The following is a 19,369-nucleotide window of genomic DNA, read 5'->3' as shown; positions in this document are numbered from 1 at the left end:
CCTCGGCCGCCGCCAGCGAACCCAGCCGCGCGCAAGCGTCGAGCGGCCGGCCCCCCGCCAGGCCGAACATGAATCCCGCGGCGTATTGATCGCCCGCGCCGGTCGTGTCCACGACTTTTTCCACCGGCGCCGCCGGAACGGCGTAGGTTTCGGCCGCCGTGACGGCCACCGAGCCCTTCTCCGATCGGGTGACGGCGGCGATCTTCACCCGGCCGCGGAGCCGCGACACCGCCTCCTCGAAGTCTTCTGTCTGGAAGAGCGATTTGGCCTCTTCCTCGTTGGCGAACAGGAGGTCGACGCCCTGGTCGATGAAAGCCAGGAGGTCGTCACGGTGCCGCTCGACCACGAAGGAGTCGGAGAGGGTCATGGCGATCATCCGACCCGCCGCCTGGCCGATCTCGGCCACCTGCTCAAAGGCGCGCCGGGCGGCCGGGGCGTCGAACAGATAGCCTTCCAGGTAGACGATCTTGGAGGCCTCGATCAGCGACCGGTCGATGTCCGCGGGCGAGAAGTGAACCGAGGCGCCCAGGAAGGTGCACATGGTCCGCTGGCCGTCGGGCGTGACGTTGATAAGGCTGCGGGCGGTGGCCGGGCCGCCGGTCAGCGGCGCGGAGTCGAAGGCTGCGCCGATGGCGCGCATGTCATGGGCGAACACCTCGCCCAGCTGGTCCGGCGCCACCTTGCCCAGAAACGCCGCCTTCCCGCCGAAGCTGGCCACGCCCGCGACGGTGTTGCCGGCCGAGCCTCCGGAGGTCTCGATGCCGGGCGCCATATCGGCGTAGAGCTTCGTCGCCTGCGCCTCGTCGATGAGGTTCATCGCGCCCTTGGTGAAGCCGTGCTTTTCGACGAAGCCCTCCTCGGCGGGGGCGATCACGTCGACGATCGCATTGCCGATCGCGGTGACGTCGTAGAGCTCGGGCATGAAGGGTCTCGCGCGGGCAGGGGAGGGGGCTCGCCTAGCCCGAAACCCGCCGCGGGGCAACGCGGCGGGGTGCGGTCAGAACAGGAAGCCGCCGCTGTCGAGCTCCGGCGGGCGTTGCGCCGGCTCGGCGGAGGGCGCTTCGGCCGGAGCGGAGCCGCGCACATTGGCCGCCAGAAAGCCGCCGACTTCGCCGCCGGCGAGCAGCACCACGCCGTCGGCCTGGCCGTCGCCGGTGGTGTCGACGCCGACGCGGAAGCCCGGCAGGGGCGCGTTGGGCCCGCCGCCGCCCGGCGACGGGGCGGTGCCTGCGAGGATGTCCGCCTCGGGAGTGGCGGTGACCAGCACGCCTTCAGAGACGAGCGCGTCGCCCTGGCTAGGCGTGAAGTCGACGACGCGGCCCAGCACCTGGGCGCCGTCACCGGCCGACCGGCTGGTGAACAGGAACCGGTCCGCGCCCGGCCCGCCCTCCGCGACCACCTGCGAGCCGAGGGTCATCAGATCATCGCCCACCCCGCCGTGCAGCCAGTCCCACGTCCCTTCGGGCGCGCCGCCGCCGTCCAGGGTGTCGTCGCCCGCGCCGCCGATCAGCACCTCGGCGGCCCGCGTGCCGGTGATCTCGTCGTCGCCGTCGCCGCCGATCAGGCGGGGCATGGCGGGACCCTCCCGCTCCGCCGCCGGGTCGGCCTCGATGACGATCGCCTCCAGCGTCTCGACCTGGGCGGGCTTGCCGTCGGGCAAGGCCGGGGGCGGGGCCGCCGCGCGAACCGGCTCAGCGTCCTCGGTCTCATAGAGCGCCATGGGGACCAGCTTCTTGGCGCCGCTCGAGGGCCTGGCGGCCTCCTCTTGAGCGGCCCGCGCCTGGACCGCGGCGTCCGTCTCGGCGGCGGCGGCCGGTGGGACATCGCCGGGCGAGCTCTCGGCCAGGGGCGCGGCGAGCGGCAGGTCGGCGGCCGGCTCGGCGAACGGCTCGAGCTCGGCCTCGATCAGCACCGCGGCGACGACCAGCGCGCTGAGGATGTGGGTCTGGCGGGTGTGGGCCTCGAAGGGGGTGATCTCGGCCAGGGCCGGGGCCGGCGTCTCGCCCCAGGCCTCGCCGAGCGCCCGCTCGACCGCGGTCCAGAGGGTCGATCCGGTCTCCAGCACGTCCTGGGCGATGTGGTGGACGATGAACCGGCCGCCGATGCGGGCGATGTGGACCAGCACCTCCTGGTCCTCGCCGGTGACGGCGCACCAGGGCTCACCCTGGTCGCTGCGGCCGAACACCACCTCCAGGTCCAGCGACCCGGTCCCGAGCTTGTCGGCGAGCTGCTGCAGCCGTGCCTTTTCCCCGGAGCTCCAGTCGAGGCGGCCGACCAGCCGGCTGATGAAGGGGATGATGTCGCCCATCGGCCCGCCCTAGGCTTCCCGCGCCCAGGCGGCCGGCGCGTCGTCGCCGAACAGCAGGCGATAGAGTTCCGGCTCGTAGAACCTGAGCAGCGCCTTGGCGAACTCGCCCGGGTCCAGCCCCAGCGCCTCGGCCCAGGCGGCCTGGGACTCGATCGGGACCCGACCCACCCCGCTCTCCACCTGCGAGACGAAGGTGTAGTAGCGCAGGCCGACCCGCTCGGCGACCTCGGCCTGGGTCAGGCCCGCCGCCTCGCGCGCCGACTTCAGCCAGCGTCCGGCCTCGCGGCGCAGGCTCTTGGTCTCCGCCGCCCGCTGCGGATCCGGCGTCGGCCTAGGCATCGATCCACCGGACCACGCGCGATCCCCCTTGCTCAGCCTGAAGTCCGTGTGTACAGTTCTTACGCAACAAGTAAATCCACAACGTGAAACGGCTCGTGCTTGCACAACATAGCGTCCCGCCCGGGGCCTCGCACGCAAAATCGCCGTCGCCCGTGGGAGGGACGGGTCACCTCGCCGAAGCCGGAGAGCGCGCCGAAGGCGTGGGCTTCGGCGAACTCCCTCCTGATCGCCCCCAGGTTCGGCTCCCTGGGCAGCCGAACGCCCCCCGACTGGGCGATCGCCCGCCGCCGCGACTGATCCTCCCCCGCTCGCGGCGGCGGGCTCCTCTTTTCGCCGGATGGAGCGCGCGCATGACCCTCACCGTCGCCTGGAGCGCCCTGCTGGTCGCCGGCGCGCTCGGCGCCCTGATGGCCGTCAGCCTGAAGCATGCGGCCGGCTTCACCGATCCCCTGTGGACGACGGTCTCGTTGGGGACGGCCGCGGCCCTGCTGCTGCTGCTGGGAGTCTCGCTGCAGGTGCTGCCCGCCGGCACGGTGTTCTCCGCCTGGAGCGGGGTGGCCGCCGTGCTCGCCGTCGCCACCGGCGCGCTGGTGATGGGCGAGCGGCTGGATTCCGAGCGCGCCTTCTGGATCGGCCTGATCGTCCTGGGCGTGCTGGGTTTGAGGTACGATCGGCTGCTTTGACCGCGCTATGCTGCTCCACATGGACTGCAGCATCGTCGATCTCTCCACCCTCACCGAGGGCCAGCGCGCCGAGTCGGCCCGCATCCTGCGCGAGGCCCTGCCCTGGACCGACTTCGCCGAGCCTGGGGCGGCGGAGGCGGAGGTCGTCAAGACGATCGCCGACGAGGACCGCAGCGGCCTCGTTGCGCTCGATGGCGACCGGGTGCTGGGCTGGATCGGGGTGATCGAGACCTACTCCCACGCCTGGGAGCTGCACCCGCTGGCGGTCGACCCGCCCTGTCAGCGGCGGGGGATCGGCGGCCGGCTGCTGGCCGCGCTCGAGGCGCGGGTGCGGGCCGCGGGGATCATCACCCTCTACCTGGGGACCGACGACGAGACGGACGGCACCAACCTCTATGGCCGCGAGCTCTTCCCGAACGTCCTGCAGGCCGCCGCCGAGATCGCGCCGACGGGCGGCCATGCCTTCACCTTCTATCGGCGGCATGGCTATCAGGTGGTCGGCGTGATGCCGCACGCGAACGGATTTGGACGGCCGGACATCTTCATGGCCAAACGGATCGGCTAGGATCGCGCCGAACGCGTGAAACGGGGTGTTGGATGATTAAGCGGCGCATCGGCGCACTGGCGGCGGCGCTGGTCCTGGGGTTCACCGGCGTCGGGGCGGGACAGGCGCTGGCCGCGCCCCCGGTCTGGACCCATGAGGCGAGCGATCTTTCGCCCCACCCGCGGGCCACCTTCGGGCGGCTGCCCAACGGCTTCCGCTACGTGATCCTGCCCAATACCAGCCCGGCGAAGGGCGCCTCGCTGCGCCTGCGCCTCGACGTGGGGGCGCTGCACGAGGCGGACAATGAGCGGGGTTTGGCCCACTTCCTGGAGCACATGGCCTTCGCCGGCTCCAAGAACGTGCCGCCCGGCGAGCTCTTCCGCTCGCTGGAGCGGATCGGGGTGCGCAAGGGCGACGGCGTCAACGCCTTCACCAGCGCCACCCAGACCACCTACAACATGGACCTGCCGCTGGCCGACGAGCCGAGCCTGGACGTCGCCCTGAAGCTGATGCGCGAGGTCGGCGCGCTGACCCTCGATGACAAGGCCATCGACGCCGAACGCCTCGTGGTCCTGAACGAGAAGCGGCTGCGCGAAGGGCCGATGACCCAGCTGACCGTCGACCAGTTCGCCTACTGGTTCCCCGGCCGGCGGGCAGGCGACCGGCTGCCGATCGGCACCGAGGAGGTGATCCGAACCGCGCCCTACGAGCGCATCCGCGACTTCTACCGCCGCTACTACCGACCCGATCGCGCCGTGCTGGTGATCGTCGGCGACGTCGAGCCGGCCAAGGTGGAAGCCAGGATCAAGGCGCTGTTCGCCGACTGGCAGGCGAGCGGCCCGGCCGGCCAGGAGCCCGACCTGGGCGCGCCGGGGGCCCGCAAGGCCACCGCCAAGGTGTTCGTGGAAGGGGCGCTGCCGCCCAGGGTCTCGCTGACCTGGATCCGACCGCACGATCCCTCCCCGCAGAGCATGGGCAGCATCCGGGCGATGATCGCCGAATACCTGGGTCTTGCGGTGCTCAACCGGCGCCTCGAGCGGCAGGCCTCCGGCGCCTCCCCGCCGTTCACCGCCGCGCTGGCCCAGCGCGAGGATGTGCTGCGCTCCGGCCGCATGACGGTGATGCAGGCCAGCGCCCCTGCGGACGGCCGCGCCGCGCTGCAGGCGCTGATCCTGGCCCAGCGCCAGCTGCTGGAGCACGGGGTCAGCCAAGCCGAGCTGCAGGTGGAGATCGCCGACTGGCGCGCCCGGCTGCAGAACCGCGCCTACGGCACGGTGACCGAGCCTAGCGCCCGGCTCGCCGACGAGATCCTCCAGACCCTGGAGGAGAACGGCGTCTTCACCTCCTCAGAGCAGGACGTGGTGATCTTCGATGCGGCGGTGAAGGGCCTGAGGCCGGACGACGTGGAGGCCGCCCTGCGCAAGGCCTTCTCCGGCGAGGGCCCGCTGGTGACGGTGGTCACGCCGGTCTCGGTGGAGGGCGGCGAGCAGACGGTGCTGGCCGCCGTTCACGAGGCCCAGATCCGTCCCGTCGCGCCGCCGTCGGTGCAGGCCAAGGCTTGGGCGTACAAGAGCCCCGCCCAGCCCGGCAAGATCGCCAGCCAGCGCAAGATCGAGGACCTGGACGCCACCTTGGTGACCTTCGCCAACGGCGTGCGGCTCACCGTCAAACCGACCAAGTTCCGCACCGGCCAGGTGCTGGTCGGCGTACGGATCGGCGAGGGCCGCCTGGCCCTGCCGGCCGACCGCTCCAGCCCGGACTGGGCCGCCACCGCCTACGTGCTCGGCGGCCTGCAAAGCATGAGCTACGACGACCTCACCCTGGCCCTGGCCGGCAAGGTCTGGTCCGTTTCGCCTTCGATCACCGACAACGCCTTCCGGCTCGACGGCAGCACACGGCCTGAGGACTTCGAGACCCAGCTGCAGGTGATGTCGGCCTATGTGGCCGAGCCCGGCTGGCGGGCCGAGGCGTTCGAGCGGGTCCGCAGCCAGCTGGGCGTCAACATCTCGCGGATGGACGGCACCCCCGGCGGCATCCTGCAGCGCCAGGTCCGCACCCTGATGCGCAGTGGCGACCGGCGCTGGGCCCAGCCGACCGCCCTGGAGATCCGCGCCGCCAGGCTGGACGAACTGAAGGCGGCGCTCGGGCCGCAGCTCGCCTCGGGAGCGCTGGAGGTGACGGTCGTCGGCGATGTAACCGCGGAAGAGGCGATCGCCGCCGTGGGCCGCACCTTCGGCGCGCTGCCGCCCAGGGCCAGGCCGGCCGACGGGAGGACGCTGGCCAAGGGGCCGACCTTCCCGGGCAAGCCGCTGGCGCCGATCCGCATCAAGCACTACGGCCGATCCGACCAGAGCCTGGCGCTGACCGCCTGGCCGATCCCGGACTTCTTCGCCGACCCGCAGGCCGCCCGCACGCTGCGCGTCATGGAGCAGGTGATCGGGCTTCGGCTGTTCGACCGGCTCCGGGGCGAGCAGGGCCTGGCCTACGCGACCGAGACCGAGATGCTGAGCTCGGAAGTGTTCTCCGGCTACGGCTACCTGATGGCCATGGCCGAGGTGAAGCCGCAGGACGGGGACAAGGTGTTCGCCGCCATCTCCGACATCGTCGCGGACCTGCGGACCCGGGAGGTCACGGCGGACGAGCTGGAGCGGGCCAAGCGCCCGAGGGTCGAGGAGTACGCCGCCGGCCGCCAGACCAACGCCTACTGGCTCGTCGCCCTGGCCGGCGTCCACGAGGACCCGCGACGGGCGGAATCGGCCCGCACGCTGATGCCGCAGATCCAGGCGGTGACGCCGGCGGCCCTTCGCGCGGCGGCCCAGCGCTACTTGACCGAGGACAAGGCCTGGAAGGCGCACATCGTGCCCGAGACGGCGGGCCAGACGGCGGCGGTCCTGTAAGGGCCGGCGCACCGGCGAGGTTGCCTTCGCCGCCCGTCAGGCGTGTGATGCCTCCAACCATAAGGAGGATGCGCCCCATGCCTTACGTGCAAGACCGCCTGGTGCACGACGCCGACTCGCACCTGATGGAGCTGCCGGACGTCCTGGATCCCTATTTCGAGAAGCGCCTGCTCGAGCGCTACCACGCGCTGCCGGTCTACCGGCACAAGCTCGGCAAGGCGGGCTGGACCGACAAGGTGAGGGAACAGCAGGCCGACCCGGAGTTCCGGGCAAGCGCCGACGAGAACATCCTGCTGCGCAAGAACTACCAGGCCCTGGGGGCCTTCACGTCGAACGATCGGCCGCGCGCGCTGGATCTCTTAGGGTTCGCCAGCCAGCTGGTCTTCACCACCTTCTGCCTGAACAATTTCGGCCTCGACCAGAGCGAGGATCTCGAACTCGCCTATGCGGCGGCCAGCGCCCACAACCGGATGATGACCGACTTCTGCAAGGTCGACCGGCGCCTGCTGCCGACCGGCTACGTGCCGCTGGAGGACTTCGAGCTGGCGGCGAAGACCGCCCGCGAGGCCATCGAGCTCGGCTGCAAGGCGCTGCTGATTCCCTCCAAGCCGCCGCAGAACCACGCGCCCAGCCACATCGCCCTCGATCCCGTCTGGCGGATGGCCGAGGAGGCGGGCCTGCCGATCGTCCTCCACGTGGGCGGCGAGGAGAAGTTGAACCCCGCCTACTTCGAGAACGGCCTGCCGCGGGTGAAGGACTTCCACGGGGGCGAGGAGAACTTCACTTCCCTGTCCTTCATGGCCATCCCGCAGGCGCCGATGAAGACGCTCGCCGCCTTCGTCATCGACGGCGTCTTCGACCGATTCCCGAACCTGAAGTTCGGCGCCATCGAGCTGGGCGCCGCCTGGGTCCCCAGCTGGATGCGGTTCCTGGATTCCGCCGCCCAGGCCTTCGTCAAGAATGAGGAGCGGCTGCAGAAGCTCTCCGACCGGCCGTCCAACATCGTCCGCCGCCAGCTGCGGGTGACGCCCTATCCGCACGAGGACGTGGGCTGGATCATCGCCAACGCCGGGGAGGAGGTCTGCCTGTTCTCCTCCGACTACCCGCACGTGGAAGGCGGCCGAAACCCGCTGAAGCGCTTCGACGACTCCCTGCAGGGCACGCCCGAGCGGGCCGTGCGCCGGTTCTACTCTGAGAACTTCATCGACCTGATGGGCGCGGGCCTGGCCGAGGACCTGCGCTATCCCAAGCGGCTGGAGGTGGCGTAGCGCCACCTAGATTTCTTCGTCATGGCCGGCTTCATGCCGGCCACCCATCCTGACGAGCCCGGCCTGCCGCAATGGGATGGGTCGCCGGGACAAGCCCGGCGATGACGGAGCTTGGTTGAAGCTCTGAAACGAAAAACGCGGCGCCCGATGGACGCCGCGTCTTAGCGACAGAGGCCGCGGGATCTCCGCGGCCGCGTCGGGGGTCGCCCTACTTCAGGTGCGCCGCCAGGTGTTTGTTCATCTCGAACATGGACACGCGGTCCTTGCCGCCGAACACCGGCTTCAGCTTGTCGTCAGCCACGATCTCGCGCTTGTTCGCCGGGTTCTGCAGGTTGTTCTTCTTGATGTAGTCCCAAATCTTGGAGACCACTTCGCCCCGGGTAACCTGGCCGCTGCCGATCACGGCCTGCAGTTCGGCGGAGGGTTGCAGCGGCTGCTGCAGCGCGTTGGGCTTCTTTTTCGTGTCTGCCATTTTAGTCGCCAGCTCCCAATGAGGCACGCGCCCCCGGCCCTCAGCCGCCGGTGAGTCGCTTGGCCGTCACGCTACGTCGTCTGTTGCCGGCCTGTCACCTGTGGAAACGCGCCTTTTGACGCGATGAAAGCGCCATTACGCCGCAGAGGCGATTTTTCTGCGTCGGGGACGCGACGCTACGGCGCCGCTTGGGCCCCCGGCGAGGAACAGGTGGCGCGAGGGGCAGAGGTCGGCGACGGGGCATTCCTCGCATTTCGGCCGCCGCGCGACGCAGGTGTAGCGGCCGTGCAGGATCAGCCAATGATGGGCGCGGGAGAGGTAGGGCTCCGGCACCTTGGACATCAGCTCGGCCTCCACATGGTCGGGGGTCTTGCCGGTGGACAGCCCCAGCCGGTGCGCCACGCGGAACACGTGGGTGTCGACCGCGATGGCCGGCTCGATCCGAAGCTCGTTCAGCACCACGCTCGCGGTCTTGCGCCCGACGCCGGGCAGCGCCTGCAACGCCTCGCGGGTCAGCGGGACTTCGCCCCCGTACTGCTCCACCAGGATGCGCGAGAGGGCGATGACGTTCTTCGCTTTGGTGCGGAACAGGCCAATGGAGGCGATGTAGGGGATCAGCCCCTCCTCGCCGAGCGCCAGCATGGCTTGAGGGCTCGGGGCGACGGCGAACAACTTCTCGGTCGCCTTGTTGACCGACTTGTCCGTCGCCTGAGCCGAGAGCGCCACGGCGACCACCAGGGTGAAGGGGTCTCGGTAGTCGAGCTCGGTGCGCGGATCGTCCGACAGGGCGGAGAAGCGGTCGAAGATCTCGGCGATGCGCGCCTGCTCGGCAGGCTTCAGCCGTTTTGCGGGTACGGGTCTGGCCATGAGGGAGACACACTTGCCGTGTTCGACCCTCTTCGCCAAGGCGGCGGGGCGGGGTAAATTCGCGCCGACAATTTCCGTGAGGTCCGCATGGACCGGCTGCTCTACATGGACGCCGAGATCACGCCGAACCGCAGCCTCTCGCAGCGCGGTTTCGTGATCCTCATCAGCCTGATCACCCTGTTCAACGTGCTGGCCGCGGCCGTCTTCCTCTACATGGGCGCCCTCTTCGTGCCGCTGTTCCTGGGGCTGGACGTGGTGGCCATCGTGGTGGCCTTCCTGGTCAGCTACGCGGCCGCCAAGCGCGTCGAGCGGATCCAGGTCAGCGCCGCCGAGATCACCATCACCCACGAGACCCCGAGATGGCGCCAGCTGGTGTGGGCCTCTCCCACCGCCTTCACCCGCGTGAGCCTCGAGGTGGAGGACGAGATCCCCGTCGCCCTGCGTCTGCGGCTCTCCGGGCGCGAAGTCGCCGTCGCTCAGGCCCTCAGCCCCCGCGAGCGGGCCGAATTCGCTAGGGCGCTGGAGACGGCGATCTGGCGGGCGAAGAACGAGCGAGCGTGAGAGCAAGATGCTCCCCCCGCGGGGAGGATCTTTACGCCGCCACCGCTTCCCGCAGCCGCGCCAGGCGGGTGGCGTCGGCGGGGTGGGTGGATAGCACCTCGGGCACGTTGGGCTGGCCCTTGGCCTCGGCGATGCGGCGCTCCCAGAAGGCGACGGCGGCCTTGGGGTCGTGGCCCGCCTTCTCCATCAGGGTCAGGCCCAGGACGTCGGCCTCGAGCTCGTGCTTGCGGGAGTAGGGCAGGATGACGCCGTACATGGCGCCCATGCCGAGCGCCCCGGCGATCTCGTCGGCGTTCTCGCCGGCCCCCTCCGAGAGCAGGATCTGCGCCAGGCCAACGCCGGCCTGGATGGCCAGCTGCTGGGAGACCCGCTCGGCGGCGTGGCGGGCGACCACGTGGCCGGCCTCATGGCCCATCACCGCCGCCAGCTCGTCGTCGGAGCGGACGGCGGCCAGCAGGCCACGGAACACCGCCACCTTGCCGTTGGGCAGCACGAAGGCGTTGACGTCCGGGCTGTCGAAGACGGCGTAGCCCCACTGCAGGTCCGTGCGGCCGGTGGCCTTGGCGATGCCGGCGCCGATGCGGGCGACGCGCGCCTGGGCTTCGGGATCGCGCAGCAGCGGGGTCTTGCCGCGCAGGTCCCCCCAGGCCTGGTCGGCCAGGCCCGCGAGCTGGCCGTCGTCCACGAGGATCAGCTGGTTTCGGCCGGTGTCGGCGTTCTCACTGCAGGCCGCCAGCGGGGCCGCGGCCAGGGCGCCGAGCAGCCAGCGGCGAGAGGGGCAGGCGCGGCACATGCTAGAGGATGAACCGCGACAGGTCGGCGTTCTGGGCCAGTTCGCCGACCCGCCGCTGCACGTAGGCCGCGTCCACCGTCACCGTCTCGCCGGAACGGTCGGCGGCGGTGAAGCTCACCTCCTCCAACACCTTCTCCATCACCGTCTGCAGCCGGCGGGCGCCGATGTTCTCCACCGCCCCGTTCACCTGGACGGCGGCGTCGGCCATCGCGTCGATGGCGTCCTCGGTGAAGGTCAGGGTGACGCCTTCGGTGGCCAGCAGCGCCTGATTCTGGACGATCAGGTTGGCCTCGGGCTCGGTCAGGATGCGGCGGAAGTCGTCGCGGCTCAGCGCCTTCAGCTCCACCCGGATCGGCAGTCGCCCCTGCAGCTCGGGCAACAGGTCCGACGGCTTGGCCACGTGGAAGGCGCCCGAGGCGATGAACAGGATATGGTCGGTCTTCACCGGCCCGTACTTGGTCGCCACCGTCGTGCCCTCGATCAGCGGCAGCAGGTCCCGCTGAACTCCCTCGCGGGAGACGTCGGCGCCGGCGCGGTCGGAGCGGCTGGCCACCTTGTCGATCTCGTCCAGGAAGACGATGCCCTGGTTCTCCGCCAGCTCCAGCGCCTCCTGGGTCAGCGCCTCCTGGTCCAGCAGCTTGTCGCTCTCCTCGGCGATCAGCGGCGCCCAGGCCCCGATCACGGTAGTCTTGTGGGTCTTGGTCCGGCCCCCGAACGCCTTGCCGAACATGTCGCCGATGTTGAGCATGCCCATCGAGGCGCCCGGCTGGCCGGGGATCTCCAGCGCCTGGAAGGGCGAGCTGGCGTCGGCCAGCTGCAGCTCGACTTCCTTGTCGTCCAGCTCGCCGGCCCGAAGCTTCCTTCGGAACGCCTCGCGGGCGGCGGTGGAGCCGGGTCCGGTTAGGGCGTCGAGGATGCGTTCCTCGGCGGCGGCCTCCGCCCGGGCCCGGACGGCGGCCCGGCGCTTGTCGCGCACCATTCCGATCGCGCTCTCGACGAGGTCGCGGACGATCTGGTCCACGTCGCGGCCGACGTAGCCGACCTCCGTGAACTTGGTGGCCTCAACCTTCAGGAACGGCGCCTGGGCCAGGCGCGCCAGCCGACGGGCGATCTCGGTCTTGCCGACGCCGGTGGGGCCGATCATCAGGATGTTCTTCGGCGTCACCTCGTCGCGCAGCTCGGCGGGCACACGACGGCGGCGCCAGCGGTTGCGCAGGGCCACGGCCACGGCGCGTTTGGCCTCGGGATGACCGACGATGTAGCGGTCGAGCTCGGAGACGATCTCGCGGGGGGAAAACTCGGTCATGGTCCTTGTCAGGCGCTCGCCGGTTTCGCGGCGGGCAGGGGCTGCAGCTGATCGTAGACGATGCGCCAGCCGGCCTGGCCCTTGCGCCAGATACGCACGTAGTGGCCCTTGGCCTCGGCCGCATCCTTGGTCCAGCGCGCCTCACCGTAGGTGAAGGCCAGGTCCCCGGCCTTGGAGGCCTGGCCGCCGAGCGCCTTGAAGGCGACGGCGGCGGGCCGGGCGCCAAGTTCTCGCTCGCGTTCGGGGGCCAGGACCGCCGGCGGCGCCGGCGAGCCCTGGATGCGGGCGTCGTCGGCCAGGGCTGCGAGGTAGGCGACCTTCAGGTCCTTCTGGGCGATGGCGGCGAGCTTGGCCTCGGCATCGCCCACCTCCTTCATCGCCTTGGCGGCCGATCCCGCCGCGGCGGGCGCGTCGGCCAGGCGGCGCGGCTTGCTGGTGGGCGGCGGCGGCACGTGCGGCCCCGAGCCGCCGGCGCCGCCGTCGTAGATCCACTTCCAGCGCCCGTCCGGCTGCTTCTTCCAGACGGTGAAGTAGTAGCCGCCGTGCTTGCCGGCGAGCGTGTAGGGGCCGGTGGTGAAGCCGAGGTCGCCCGAGCGGGCGAGGCCCGCCCACACGGGCCACCAATAGAGCGCAGGGCCGCCCTTATCGGGCGCGGCCTTCAGCGTCTCGTGGGCGTTTACCGGGCCCGGCTGCATGATAATGGCGTCCGGCGCCGAATGCTTCAGGAACGAGGCCTTGTAGCCCAGCGCCAGCCCGTCGGCGGCGAAGGCCCGCTCGGCGGCGATGACCGGCGCGGGATCGGCCGCGAGGGCCGGCGCGGCGGCGAGCGCGAGGCCCACGATCAGCGCGGCCTCAGATGGCCTCAACGGTCAGCTCCCCGTTGGTGTAGACGCAGATCTCCGCGGCGATGGCCATCGCCTTCCGGGCGATCGTCTCGGCGTCGGCGTCGGTGTCGATCAGCGCCCGGGCGGCAGCCAGGGCGAAGTTGCCGCCCGAGCCGATGGCGGCCACGCCGCGCTCCGGCTCCAACACATCGCCGGCGCCGGTGACGGTGAAGACATTGTCTTTGTCGGCCACCAGCAGCATGGCCTCCAGCCGCCGCAGCACCCGGTCGGTGCGCCAGTCCTTGGCCAGGTCAACGCAAGCCCGGGCCAGCTGGTCGGGATACTGTTCGAGCTTGGTCTCCAGCCGCTCGATGAGGGTGAATGCGTCGGCGGTGGCCCCGGCGAAGCCGGCGATCACCTTGCCGCCGGCCAGCCGGCGCACCTTGCGCGCCGCGGCCTTGACCACCGTCTGGCCCATGGACACCTGCCCATCGCCGGCGATGACGGTGCGTCCCCCTTTGCGCACGGCCAAGATGGTGGTCCCATGCCAGTCGGGGAAGGCGGCGTTCGACATCGTCGCGGATGTGGCGAGACAGGAAGGCAAGGTCAAGGCGGTGGCGTTTTCCGACGAGGAGGTGGAGCGCTATGCGCGCCACCTGGTGCTGCGCGAGATCGGCGGGCCGGGACAGCAGAAGCTGAAGGCGGCCAGCGTGCTGATCGTCGGCGCTGGGGGCCTCGGGGCGCCGGCCTCGCTGTACCTGGCCGCGGCCGGCGTGGGCCGCCTCGTGCTGGTCGACCCGGACGTCGTCGATCGCTCCAACCTGCAGCGCCAGGTGCTCTACGCCGAGGACGAGGTGGGCCGGCCCAAGGTCGAGACGGCCGCCCTGCGCCTGGCCGCCCTCAATCCCCACACGCACATCGAGACGGTGCAGGCCAGGCTCGACGCCGGCAACGCCGGCGAGCTGGTCCGGGGCGTCGACCTGGTGCTCGACGGCACCGACGACTTCGCCACCCGCTTCGCGGTCAACGCCGCCTGCGTGGCGCAGCGAAAGACCCTGGTCTCGGGCGCCATCGGCCGCTGGACGGGCCAGATCGGCGTCTACGGCGGCCGGCCCTGCTACCGCTGCCTGGTGCCGGAGATCCCGCCGGACGCTGAGACCTGCTCGGCGGTCGGCGTTGTCGGCGCCCTGGCCGGCGTCATCGGCTCGATCATGGCGCTGGAGGCGGTCAAGTTGATCACCGGCGCCGGCGAGCCGCTGCTGGGCCGCTTGATGCTCTACGACGGCCTCTCCGCCGAGACCCGGACGGTGCGGATCGGCGCTGATCCGGAATGCGAGGTGTGCGCCTCAACAAAGGATAGAGCGCCGGTCAACTAACCGTGATCGGCGACCTATTAACCATTATTCCGGTTGGGGGCGGCGCGGGAGCCGCAGGGATCCCGTGCGCGCGCCGCCGTGGGAGCGGCGCGGCAAGACCTCTGGGAGACGTCGATGGCAACCTCGTTCACCTTCTACGGAGTCGTTGAAAGCGTTGATCCGACCAGCACGCCAAACTTCCAGTACGCGACCGGCGACAAGGTCCAGGCCCACCTCACGCTGACCGGCGAGATCGAGGACGACTGGGAGGACGCGGTCGAGGACGAAAGCTCCATCTTCACGCGCAACGACGACGACATCGAGCTGACGTTCGACGGCCACTCGATGTTCATCACGGATGATTTCTTCCTCCGGAGCAACGGGACCGATCTGTCGATCGTAGAGGCCAGCTTCATCGGCGCGCACATCGACGTCGACCCCGAGCCGCTCTCGCCTCCCGGGTCGCTGTTCTTCCGCGTCAACCAATTCGAAAGCGGCGGCGCGCGGCTTATCGAACAGGAGGGCAACGGTTCCGAGAGCGGCCTGCGCTACGGGGCGGCGGACATCTCCGGCGCCTGGATCCCGGACGACATCGATCCGAACCTGATCTACGGCACCGACGCCGGTCAGGTGCTGAAGTCCAAGGGCGAGGTCTCGATGATCTGGGCCTTCGGCGGCAACGACACCGTGCAGGGCTCGAACAGCACCTACGCCTGGGGCGGAGCGGGTAACGACTCGCTGCGGGGCAGCGGCGAGGAGGACCAGATGTGGGGCGGCCTCGGCGACGACACCGTGGCCGGCCGCGGCGGCGCCGACATGCTCAACGGTCTGGCCGGCAACGACTTGGTCCAAGGCGGCGACGGCGAAGACACTCTGGCCGGCGGTCAGGGGAACGATTCGCTGACGGGCGGCGCCGAGGACGATTACCTGGACGGCGGCTTCGGCAACGACACGCTTCGAGGGGAAGGGGGCGACGACACCCTGATCGACCTCGAAGGCGCGGACTCCCTGGATGGTGGAACTGGCGACGACATACTGCAGGGCGCTGCGCTTCGCGGGGGCGGCGGTGAGGACGTTTTCCGCTTCTACCTCGAGTTCGGCCCAACGGTGGTCCATGACTTCCAGAACGGAACCGACCAGCTGGAGGCGCTGAGCGTCCCGCCGGGCGTGGACGTCCTGAGCTTGGCGACGCAAGTCGGGAGCGACGTGCAATTCGCCTACAACGGCCAGACCTTCCTCACCGTAAAGAACATCCTGGTCAGCCAGTTGGACGACGGGGACTTCGTCGGCTGAGTTCCTCCCCGAGAGGGCGGGTCCATCTGATCAACTCCACGTGATGATGGACCCGCAAGCTCGTCCTGCGGTTGCGGTGCCGCGGCCGGTCCTGGGTGCATCCGGCGTCCGGTACAAGGCCCGAACCTGAGGGAGGCTTCCATGGCGGAACAAGCCAGTTTCATATTCTACGGCGTTGTCGAGGATGACTATGCCGGCGATCCCGAAGTCGGCGCCGGGCTGAGCGCCGCCCCCTACGGCTATGCCCAGGGTGAGACCGTCGGTGGTCGCCTCACGCTCACGGAGCAAGGCACGGCCGCCTACCTGCATCTACAGGCGTATGAGACCTCGGACTGGTTCCCGGCCGAGTGGATCGCCGACTTCACGTTTGAACGGGCGCAGATCGGCGACTTCAACGAGGGGGACATCCATCCCTCCGCCCTGCTGAACTTGGCCAGCAACGGCACTGACCTGTCGCTGACGGACCTCCACATATCTCTCCGTCGCGACCTCCCGGGCGGCGACCACGTGATGACGGCGTCTCAGGCGCGGTACGGCGGCGTGCTGATGTCGGACGGGGCGCTGGGCGACTACGGCGACAGGCTGTTGATTGCGGGGGCCTGGCTGCCTTCGGACATCACGCCCACCCTGATCTACGGCGGGGATGCTGCGGACGTCCTCACCGGTCAGGGGGAGGTCTCGCTGGTCTGGGGCGGCCTCGGGAACGACGTCATCAGCTTCGGGTCAGGGGCCGGATACGGCTGGGGGGGCCAGGGGAACGACACGCTGCGGGGCGGCGACGAGGAGGACCAACTCTGGGGCGGGTTGGGCGACGATTCGGTTCAGGGCCGTGGCGGCGCAGATCATCTCCATGGCCTTTGGGGAGACGACACCCTGAGCGGCGGGGACGGGGACGACACCCTCGATGGGGGCCGAGGCGCCGAAGACGGCTCTCATGGACGGGACGTCCTGCGGGGGGACGCCGGCAATGATCTGCTGATCGGTCACAGCGACAGCGCTGACACCCTCCTGGGCGGGGCCGGCGACGACGTTATCCTGAGCTCTGGGGGCTACCCCTCCGAAATGAGCTTCGCCGATGGTGGAACCGGCGACGACCTATTGGTTGCGCATCTAGGCGGCGCCCGTCTGAAGGGCGGCGGCGGCTATGACGTCTTCGAGGTGACTCCCTACGGCGAGACGGTGATCGAGGACTTCAAGCCGCGCGTCGATCGCATCGATCTGATCGACGACAACATCCGGTGGGACACCTTCCAGGAGCTGATGACCTTCGCGAGGCAGGACGGCGCTCACGTGGTGTTCGAGTTCGACCGCCCGGACACCACCATCACGTTGCGCAATACGCAGCTCACGGATCTGCGCAGCGCCGACTTCATCTTCTGACCGGCGGGCGGCCGCCGCCTACAGCATCGCCGGGATCACCCGGTCGGGCGGGCGGTGGCCGTCCATCCAGGTCTTGATGTTGATGATCACCTTCTCGCCCATGTCGATGCGGCCTTCGACGGTCGCCGAGCTCATGTGCGGCAGAAGGACGGTGTTCGGGGCGGCCAGCAGCTCGGGCTTGATCTCCGGCTCCCGCTCGAACACGTCCAGGCCGGCGCCGGCGATCTTGCCGGCGGTCAGCAGCTGGGCGAGCGCGGCCTCGTCGACGATCTCGCCGCGGGCGGTGTTGATGACGATGGCGTGGGGCTGCAGCAGCTTCAGCCGCCGAGCAGACAGCAGGTGATAGGTCGCCGGCGTGTGCGGCGAGTGCACGGTGACGATGTCCACCCGGGCCAGCATCTGGTCCAGGCTGTCCCAGTAGGTGGCGCCCAGCTCCTCGGCGATCAGGTGCGAGACCGGTTTTCGGTTGTGGTAGTGGATCTGCAGCCCGAACGCCCGGGCCCGGCGGGCCACGGCCTGGCCGATGCGGCCCATGCCGATGATGCCCAGTCGCTTGCCGGTGATTCGCCGGCCCAGCATCCAGGTGGGCGACCAGCCGGAGAACTTGCCCTCGCGCAGGATGTTGGCGCCCTCCACGACCCGGCGCAGCACGGCCATCATCAGGGTCATGGTCAGGTCGGCGGTGTCCTCGGTCAGCACGCCGGGAGTGTTGGTGACGGTGATTCCCTTGGCGTTGGCGGCGGCTACGTCGATGTGGTCGACCCCCGCCCCGAAGTTGGCGATCAGCTTCAGCTGCGATCCGGCCAGCGCCAGCGTCTCGGCGTCCAGCTTGTCGGTGATGGTGGGGGCGAGCACATCGGCGCGCTGCAGCGCCTGCGCCAGCGCGTCACGGCTCATGGGCTCGTCGCTGAGATTAAGTTCGGCGTCGAACAGCTCGCGCATGCGCGTCTCCACCGGATCGGGGAGCTTGCGCGTGACGATGACTTTCGGCTTGCGGGCGGCCATGAGCGGGTACGAAAAGGGGGTTTCCTGGGGGCGCGGCTGTAGGCGCGATTTTGCGCGCTTCTAGCAAAGCCCCCCACGGCGGCCAAGGCGAGCACCGATTGAGCGGACATCTAAAACGCGGGCTGCTGAAATTGACGGCGGCGCTTGTTCTGGCCGGCGCCACCGCCGCGCTGGCGGCCGACCGGCCAACGCCGTCCGGCCTGCCGGTGCCGCGCTACGTCTCGCTGAAGTTCGACGAGGTCAACGCCCGCTCCGGCCCCGCCGACGACCACCGCCGCCTTTGGATTTACCGGGTGAAGGGGCTGCCGGTGCAGGTGGTCGCCGAGACCCGGGAGTGGCGCAAGGTGTGCGATCCGGACGGCGGCAGCGCCTGGGTTCACCGCCGAACCACCGACGGACGGCGGATGGTGATGCGGGTGCGCCCCAACGCCCTGGGCCTGCGCCGCAAGCCCGAGGCGCAGATGCGCCCCTTCGCCTATTTGAACCCGCGGTCCCTGGCCGCGTTGGATCGCTGCAGCGAAGGATGGTGCCGCATCCGCGCCGGCCGGACCACCGGCTGGGCGCCGGCGGGCGAGCTTTGGGGTACGGACGAACGTCCCCAATGTCGTTGAGCCGGTGCGGGGGGTCGTGTTAGGGCCTCACCCTTCCTTAAGCACGGCCTGGCTGGTGATGGCGGATACAACGATCCCGGCGGTCAAGAACCGCTACGAGTACGAAGAGCTGCTGGCCTGCGCGCGCGGCGAGCTGTTCGGACCCGGCAACGCCCAGCTGCCGGCCCCGCCGATGCTGCTGTTCGACCGCATGACCATCATCACCAAGGATGGCGGCGCCTACGGCAAGGGCTACATCGAGGCGGAGTTCGACATCCGTCCCGACCTCTGGTTCTTCGACTGCCACTTCCTGGGCGACCCGGTGATGCCGGGCTCGCTGGGCCTCGACGCCATGTGGCAGCTGGTCGGCTTCTTCCTGGGCTGGATCGGCGGCAAGGGCCGCGGCCGCGCCCTGGGCTGCGGCGAGGTCGCCTTCTCCGGCCAGGTCACCCAGGACATCAAGCTGGTGACCTACAAGGTCGACATGAAGCGGGTCATCAATCGGTCCTTGGTCATGGGACTTGGGGATGCGGTGCTTGAGGCCGACGGGGTCCCCATCTACACGGCGAAGGACCTCAAGGTCGGTCTCATGTCGGCCCGGGCGGCCCAGGCTTAGAGCGGAGCGTAGATTATCGAATGCGGCGCGTCGTCGTCACAGGGATCGGTATCGTCTCATCCATCGGCAACAACGCCAACGAGGTGCTCGCCTCGCTGCGAGAGGCCAAGAGCGGCGTGACCGCCGCGCCCGAGTACGCCGAGCTGGGCTTCCGCTGCCAGGTCCATGCGGCCCCGCAGATCGACTGGGAATCGATGGTGGACCGGCGGGCGGCGCGTTTCCTGGCGCAGGGCACCGCCTTCGGCCACATCGCCATGGAGCAGGCGAT

General features: G+C 70.0%; 21 protein-coding genes. 11 read left to right on the top strand and 10 right to left on the bottom strand.

Annotated features, from left to right (window positions below):
• The 3 genes from VHK87_RS04630 to VHK87_RS04620 all read right to left on the bottom strand — a co-directional run.
• Positions 1–922, bottom strand: a 922-nt coding sequence (locus VHK87_RS04630; RefSeq protein ID WP_329633724.1) for an adenosine kinase, incomplete at its 3' end; no start/stop codon positions are given.
• 75 nt (positions 923–997) lie between these two features.
• On the bottom strand, positions 998–2,308 hold the full coding sequence (locus VHK87_RS04625) for a calcium-binding protein (protein WP_329633723.1): 1,311 nt from the start codon (positions 2,306–2,308) through the stop codon (positions 998–1,000).
• Between the two features lie 9 nt (positions 2,309–2,317).
• Positions 2,318–2,647, bottom strand: a complete 330-nt coding sequence (locus VHK87_RS04620; RefSeq protein WP_329633722.1) for a helix-turn-helix transcriptional regulator — start codon at positions 2,645–2,647, stop codon at positions 2,318–2,320.
• A 350-nt stretch (positions 2,648–2,997) separates the two neighbouring features.
• Between VHK87_RS04620 and VHK87_RS04615 the strand changes: the two genes are divergently transcribed.
• The 4 genes from VHK87_RS04615 to VHK87_RS04600 all read left to right on the top strand — a co-directional run bounded on the left by VHK87_RS04615 (position 2,998) and on the right by VHK87_RS04600 (position 8,039).
• Positions 2,998–3,330: a DMT family transporter gene (locus VHK87_RS04615; protein ID WP_329633721.1), complete on the top strand. Its 333-nt coding sequence runs from the start codon at positions 2,998–3,000 to the stop codon at positions 3,328–3,330.
• A gap of 7 nt (positions 3,331–3,337) precedes the next feature.
• Complete coding sequence (locus tag VHK87_RS04610) at positions 3,338–3,895, top strand: GNAT family N-acetyltransferase (protein WP_329633720.1); 558 nt, start codon at positions 3,338–3,340, stop codon at positions 3,893–3,895.
• Positions 3,896–3,927: 32 nt separating this feature from the next.
• A complete protein-coding gene (locus VHK87_RS04605) occupies positions 3,928–6,771 on the top strand; it encodes a M16 family metallopeptidase (RefSeq protein ID WP_329633719.1) in 2,844 nt (947 codons plus the stop codon).
• Positions 6,772–6,848: 77 nt separating this feature from the next.
• Entirely contained in the window at positions 6,849–8,039 is a 1,191-nt protein-coding gene (locus tag VHK87_RS04600) for an amidohydrolase family protein (RefSeq protein ID WP_329633718.1), read from the top strand.
• A gap of 208 nt (positions 8,040–8,247) precedes the next feature.
• On the opposite strand, the gene VHK87_RS04595 is transcribed toward VHK87_RS04600, so the two are convergent.
• Both VHK87_RS04595 and nth read right to left on the bottom strand, forming a co-directional pair.
• Entirely contained in the window at positions 8,248–8,511 is a 264-nt protein-coding gene (locus VHK87_RS04595; protein ID WP_329633717.1) for an SWIB/MDM2 domain-containing protein, read from the bottom strand.
• 135 nt (positions 8,512–8,646) lie between these two features.
• Positions 8,647–9,378 (bottom strand): endonuclease III, encoded by a 732-nt coding sequence (gene nth, locus VHK87_RS04590; RefSeq protein ID WP_329633716.1) that lies wholly within the window; start codon positions 9,376–9,378, stop codon positions 8,647–8,649.
• A gap of 87 nt (positions 9,379–9,465) precedes the next feature.
• On the opposite strand from nth, the gene VHK87_RS04585 reads away from it, so the two are divergent.
• Positions 9,466–9,939 carry a DUF2244 domain-containing protein gene (locus tag VHK87_RS04585; RefSeq protein ID WP_329633715.1) on the top strand — a complete coding sequence of 158 codons (474 nt, stop codon included), beginning with the start codon at positions 9,466–9,468 and terminating at the stop codon, positions 9,937–9,939.
• A gap of 31 nt (positions 9,940–9,970) precedes the next feature.
• Here VHK87_RS04585 and VHK87_RS04580 read toward each other — a convergent pair whose 3' ends face one another.
• Genes VHK87_RS04580 through hslV form a run of 4 tightly spaced genes read right to left on the bottom strand, consistent with a single transcriptional unit; the run spans position 9,971 to position 13,472 of the window.
• On the bottom strand, positions 9,971–10,732 hold the full coding sequence (locus VHK87_RS04580) for a M48 family metallopeptidase (protein ID WP_329633714.1): 762 nt from the start codon (positions 10,730–10,732) through the stop codon (positions 9,971–9,973).
• Between the two features lies 1 nt (position 10,733).
• Positions 10,734–12,038: an ATP-dependent protease ATPase subunit HslU gene (hslU, locus tag VHK87_RS04575; protein WP_329633713.1), complete on the bottom strand. Its 1,305-nt coding sequence runs from the start codon at positions 12,036–12,038 to the stop codon at positions 10,734–10,736.
• An 8-nt stretch (positions 12,039–12,046) separates the two neighbouring features.
• Positions 12,047–12,904 carry a DUF4440 domain-containing protein gene (locus tag VHK87_RS04570; protein ID WP_329633712.1) on the bottom strand — a complete coding sequence of 286 codons (858 nt, stop codon included), beginning with the start codon at positions 12,902–12,904 and terminating at the stop codon, positions 12,047–12,049.
• A complete protein-coding gene (gene hslV / locus VHK87_RS04565) occupies positions 12,891–13,472 on the bottom strand; it encodes an ATP-dependent protease subunit HslV (RefSeq protein ID WP_414694108.1) in 582 nt (193 codons plus the stop codon). Before hslV ends, VHK87_RS04570 begins: the two co-directional genes overlap by 14 nt.
• A gap of 4 nt (positions 13,473–13,476) precedes the next feature.
• On the opposite strand from hslV, the gene VHK87_RS04560 reads away from it, so the two are divergent.
• The 3 genes from VHK87_RS04560 to VHK87_RS04550 all read left to right on the top strand — a co-directional run bounded on the left by VHK87_RS04560 (position 13,477) and on the right by VHK87_RS04550 (position 16,890).
• On the top strand, positions 13,477–14,238 hold the full coding sequence (locus VHK87_RS04560; protein WP_329633725.1) for a molybdopterin-synthase adenylyltransferase MoeB: 762 nt from the start codon (positions 13,477–13,479) through the stop codon (positions 14,236–14,238).
• A 114-nt stretch (positions 14,239–14,352) separates the two neighbouring features.
• Positions 14,353–15,510: a calcium-binding protein gene (locus tag VHK87_RS04555; protein WP_329633710.1), complete on the top strand. Its 1,158-nt coding sequence runs from the start codon at positions 14,353–14,355 to the stop codon at positions 15,508–15,510.
• A 141-nt stretch (positions 15,511–15,651) separates the two neighbouring features.
• Positions 15,652–16,890 carry a calcium-binding protein gene (locus VHK87_RS04550; RefSeq protein WP_329633709.1) on the top strand — a complete coding sequence of 413 codons (1,239 nt, stop codon included), beginning with the start codon at positions 15,652–15,654 and terminating at the stop codon, positions 16,888–16,890.
• 18 nt (positions 16,891–16,908) lie between these two features.
• Here VHK87_RS04550 and VHK87_RS04545 read toward each other — a convergent pair whose 3' ends face one another.
• On the bottom strand, positions 16,909–17,895 hold the full coding sequence (locus VHK87_RS04545; protein ID WP_329633708.1) for a D-glycerate dehydrogenase: 987 nt from the start codon (positions 17,893–17,895) through the stop codon (positions 16,909–16,911).
• Between the two features lie 131 nt (positions 17,896–18,026).
• Between VHK87_RS04545 and VHK87_RS04540 the strand changes: the two genes are divergently transcribed.
• The 3 genes from VHK87_RS04540 to VHK87_RS04530 form a co-directional block, all read left to right on the top strand.
• Positions 18,027–18,506, top strand: coding sequence for an SH3 domain-containing protein (locus tag VHK87_RS04540; protein ID WP_329633707.1), 480 nt, complete (start codon positions 18,027–18,029; stop codon positions 18,504–18,506).
• Between the two features lie 58 nt (positions 18,507–18,564).
• Positions 18,565–19,101: a 3-hydroxyacyl-[acyl-carrier-protein] dehydratase FabA gene (gene fabA, locus VHK87_RS04535; RefSeq protein ID WP_329633706.1), complete on the top strand. Its 537-nt coding sequence runs from the start codon at positions 18,565–18,567 to the stop codon at positions 19,099–19,101.
• Positions 19,102–19,121: 20 nt separating this feature from the next.
• Positions 19,122–19,369 (top strand): beta-ketoacyl synthase N-terminal-like domain-containing protein (locus VHK87_RS04530; RefSeq protein WP_329633705.1); only part of this gene is annotated, 248 nt, incomplete at its 3' end.

Source organism: Phenylobacterium sp. (assembly GCF_036263695.1).
Lineage (GTDB): Bacteria > Pseudomonadota > Alphaproteobacteria > Caulobacterales > Caulobacteraceae > Phenylobacterium.
Note: the sequence above shows the minus strand (reverse complement) of the source record. Positions and strands in the feature narration are given on the sequence as shown.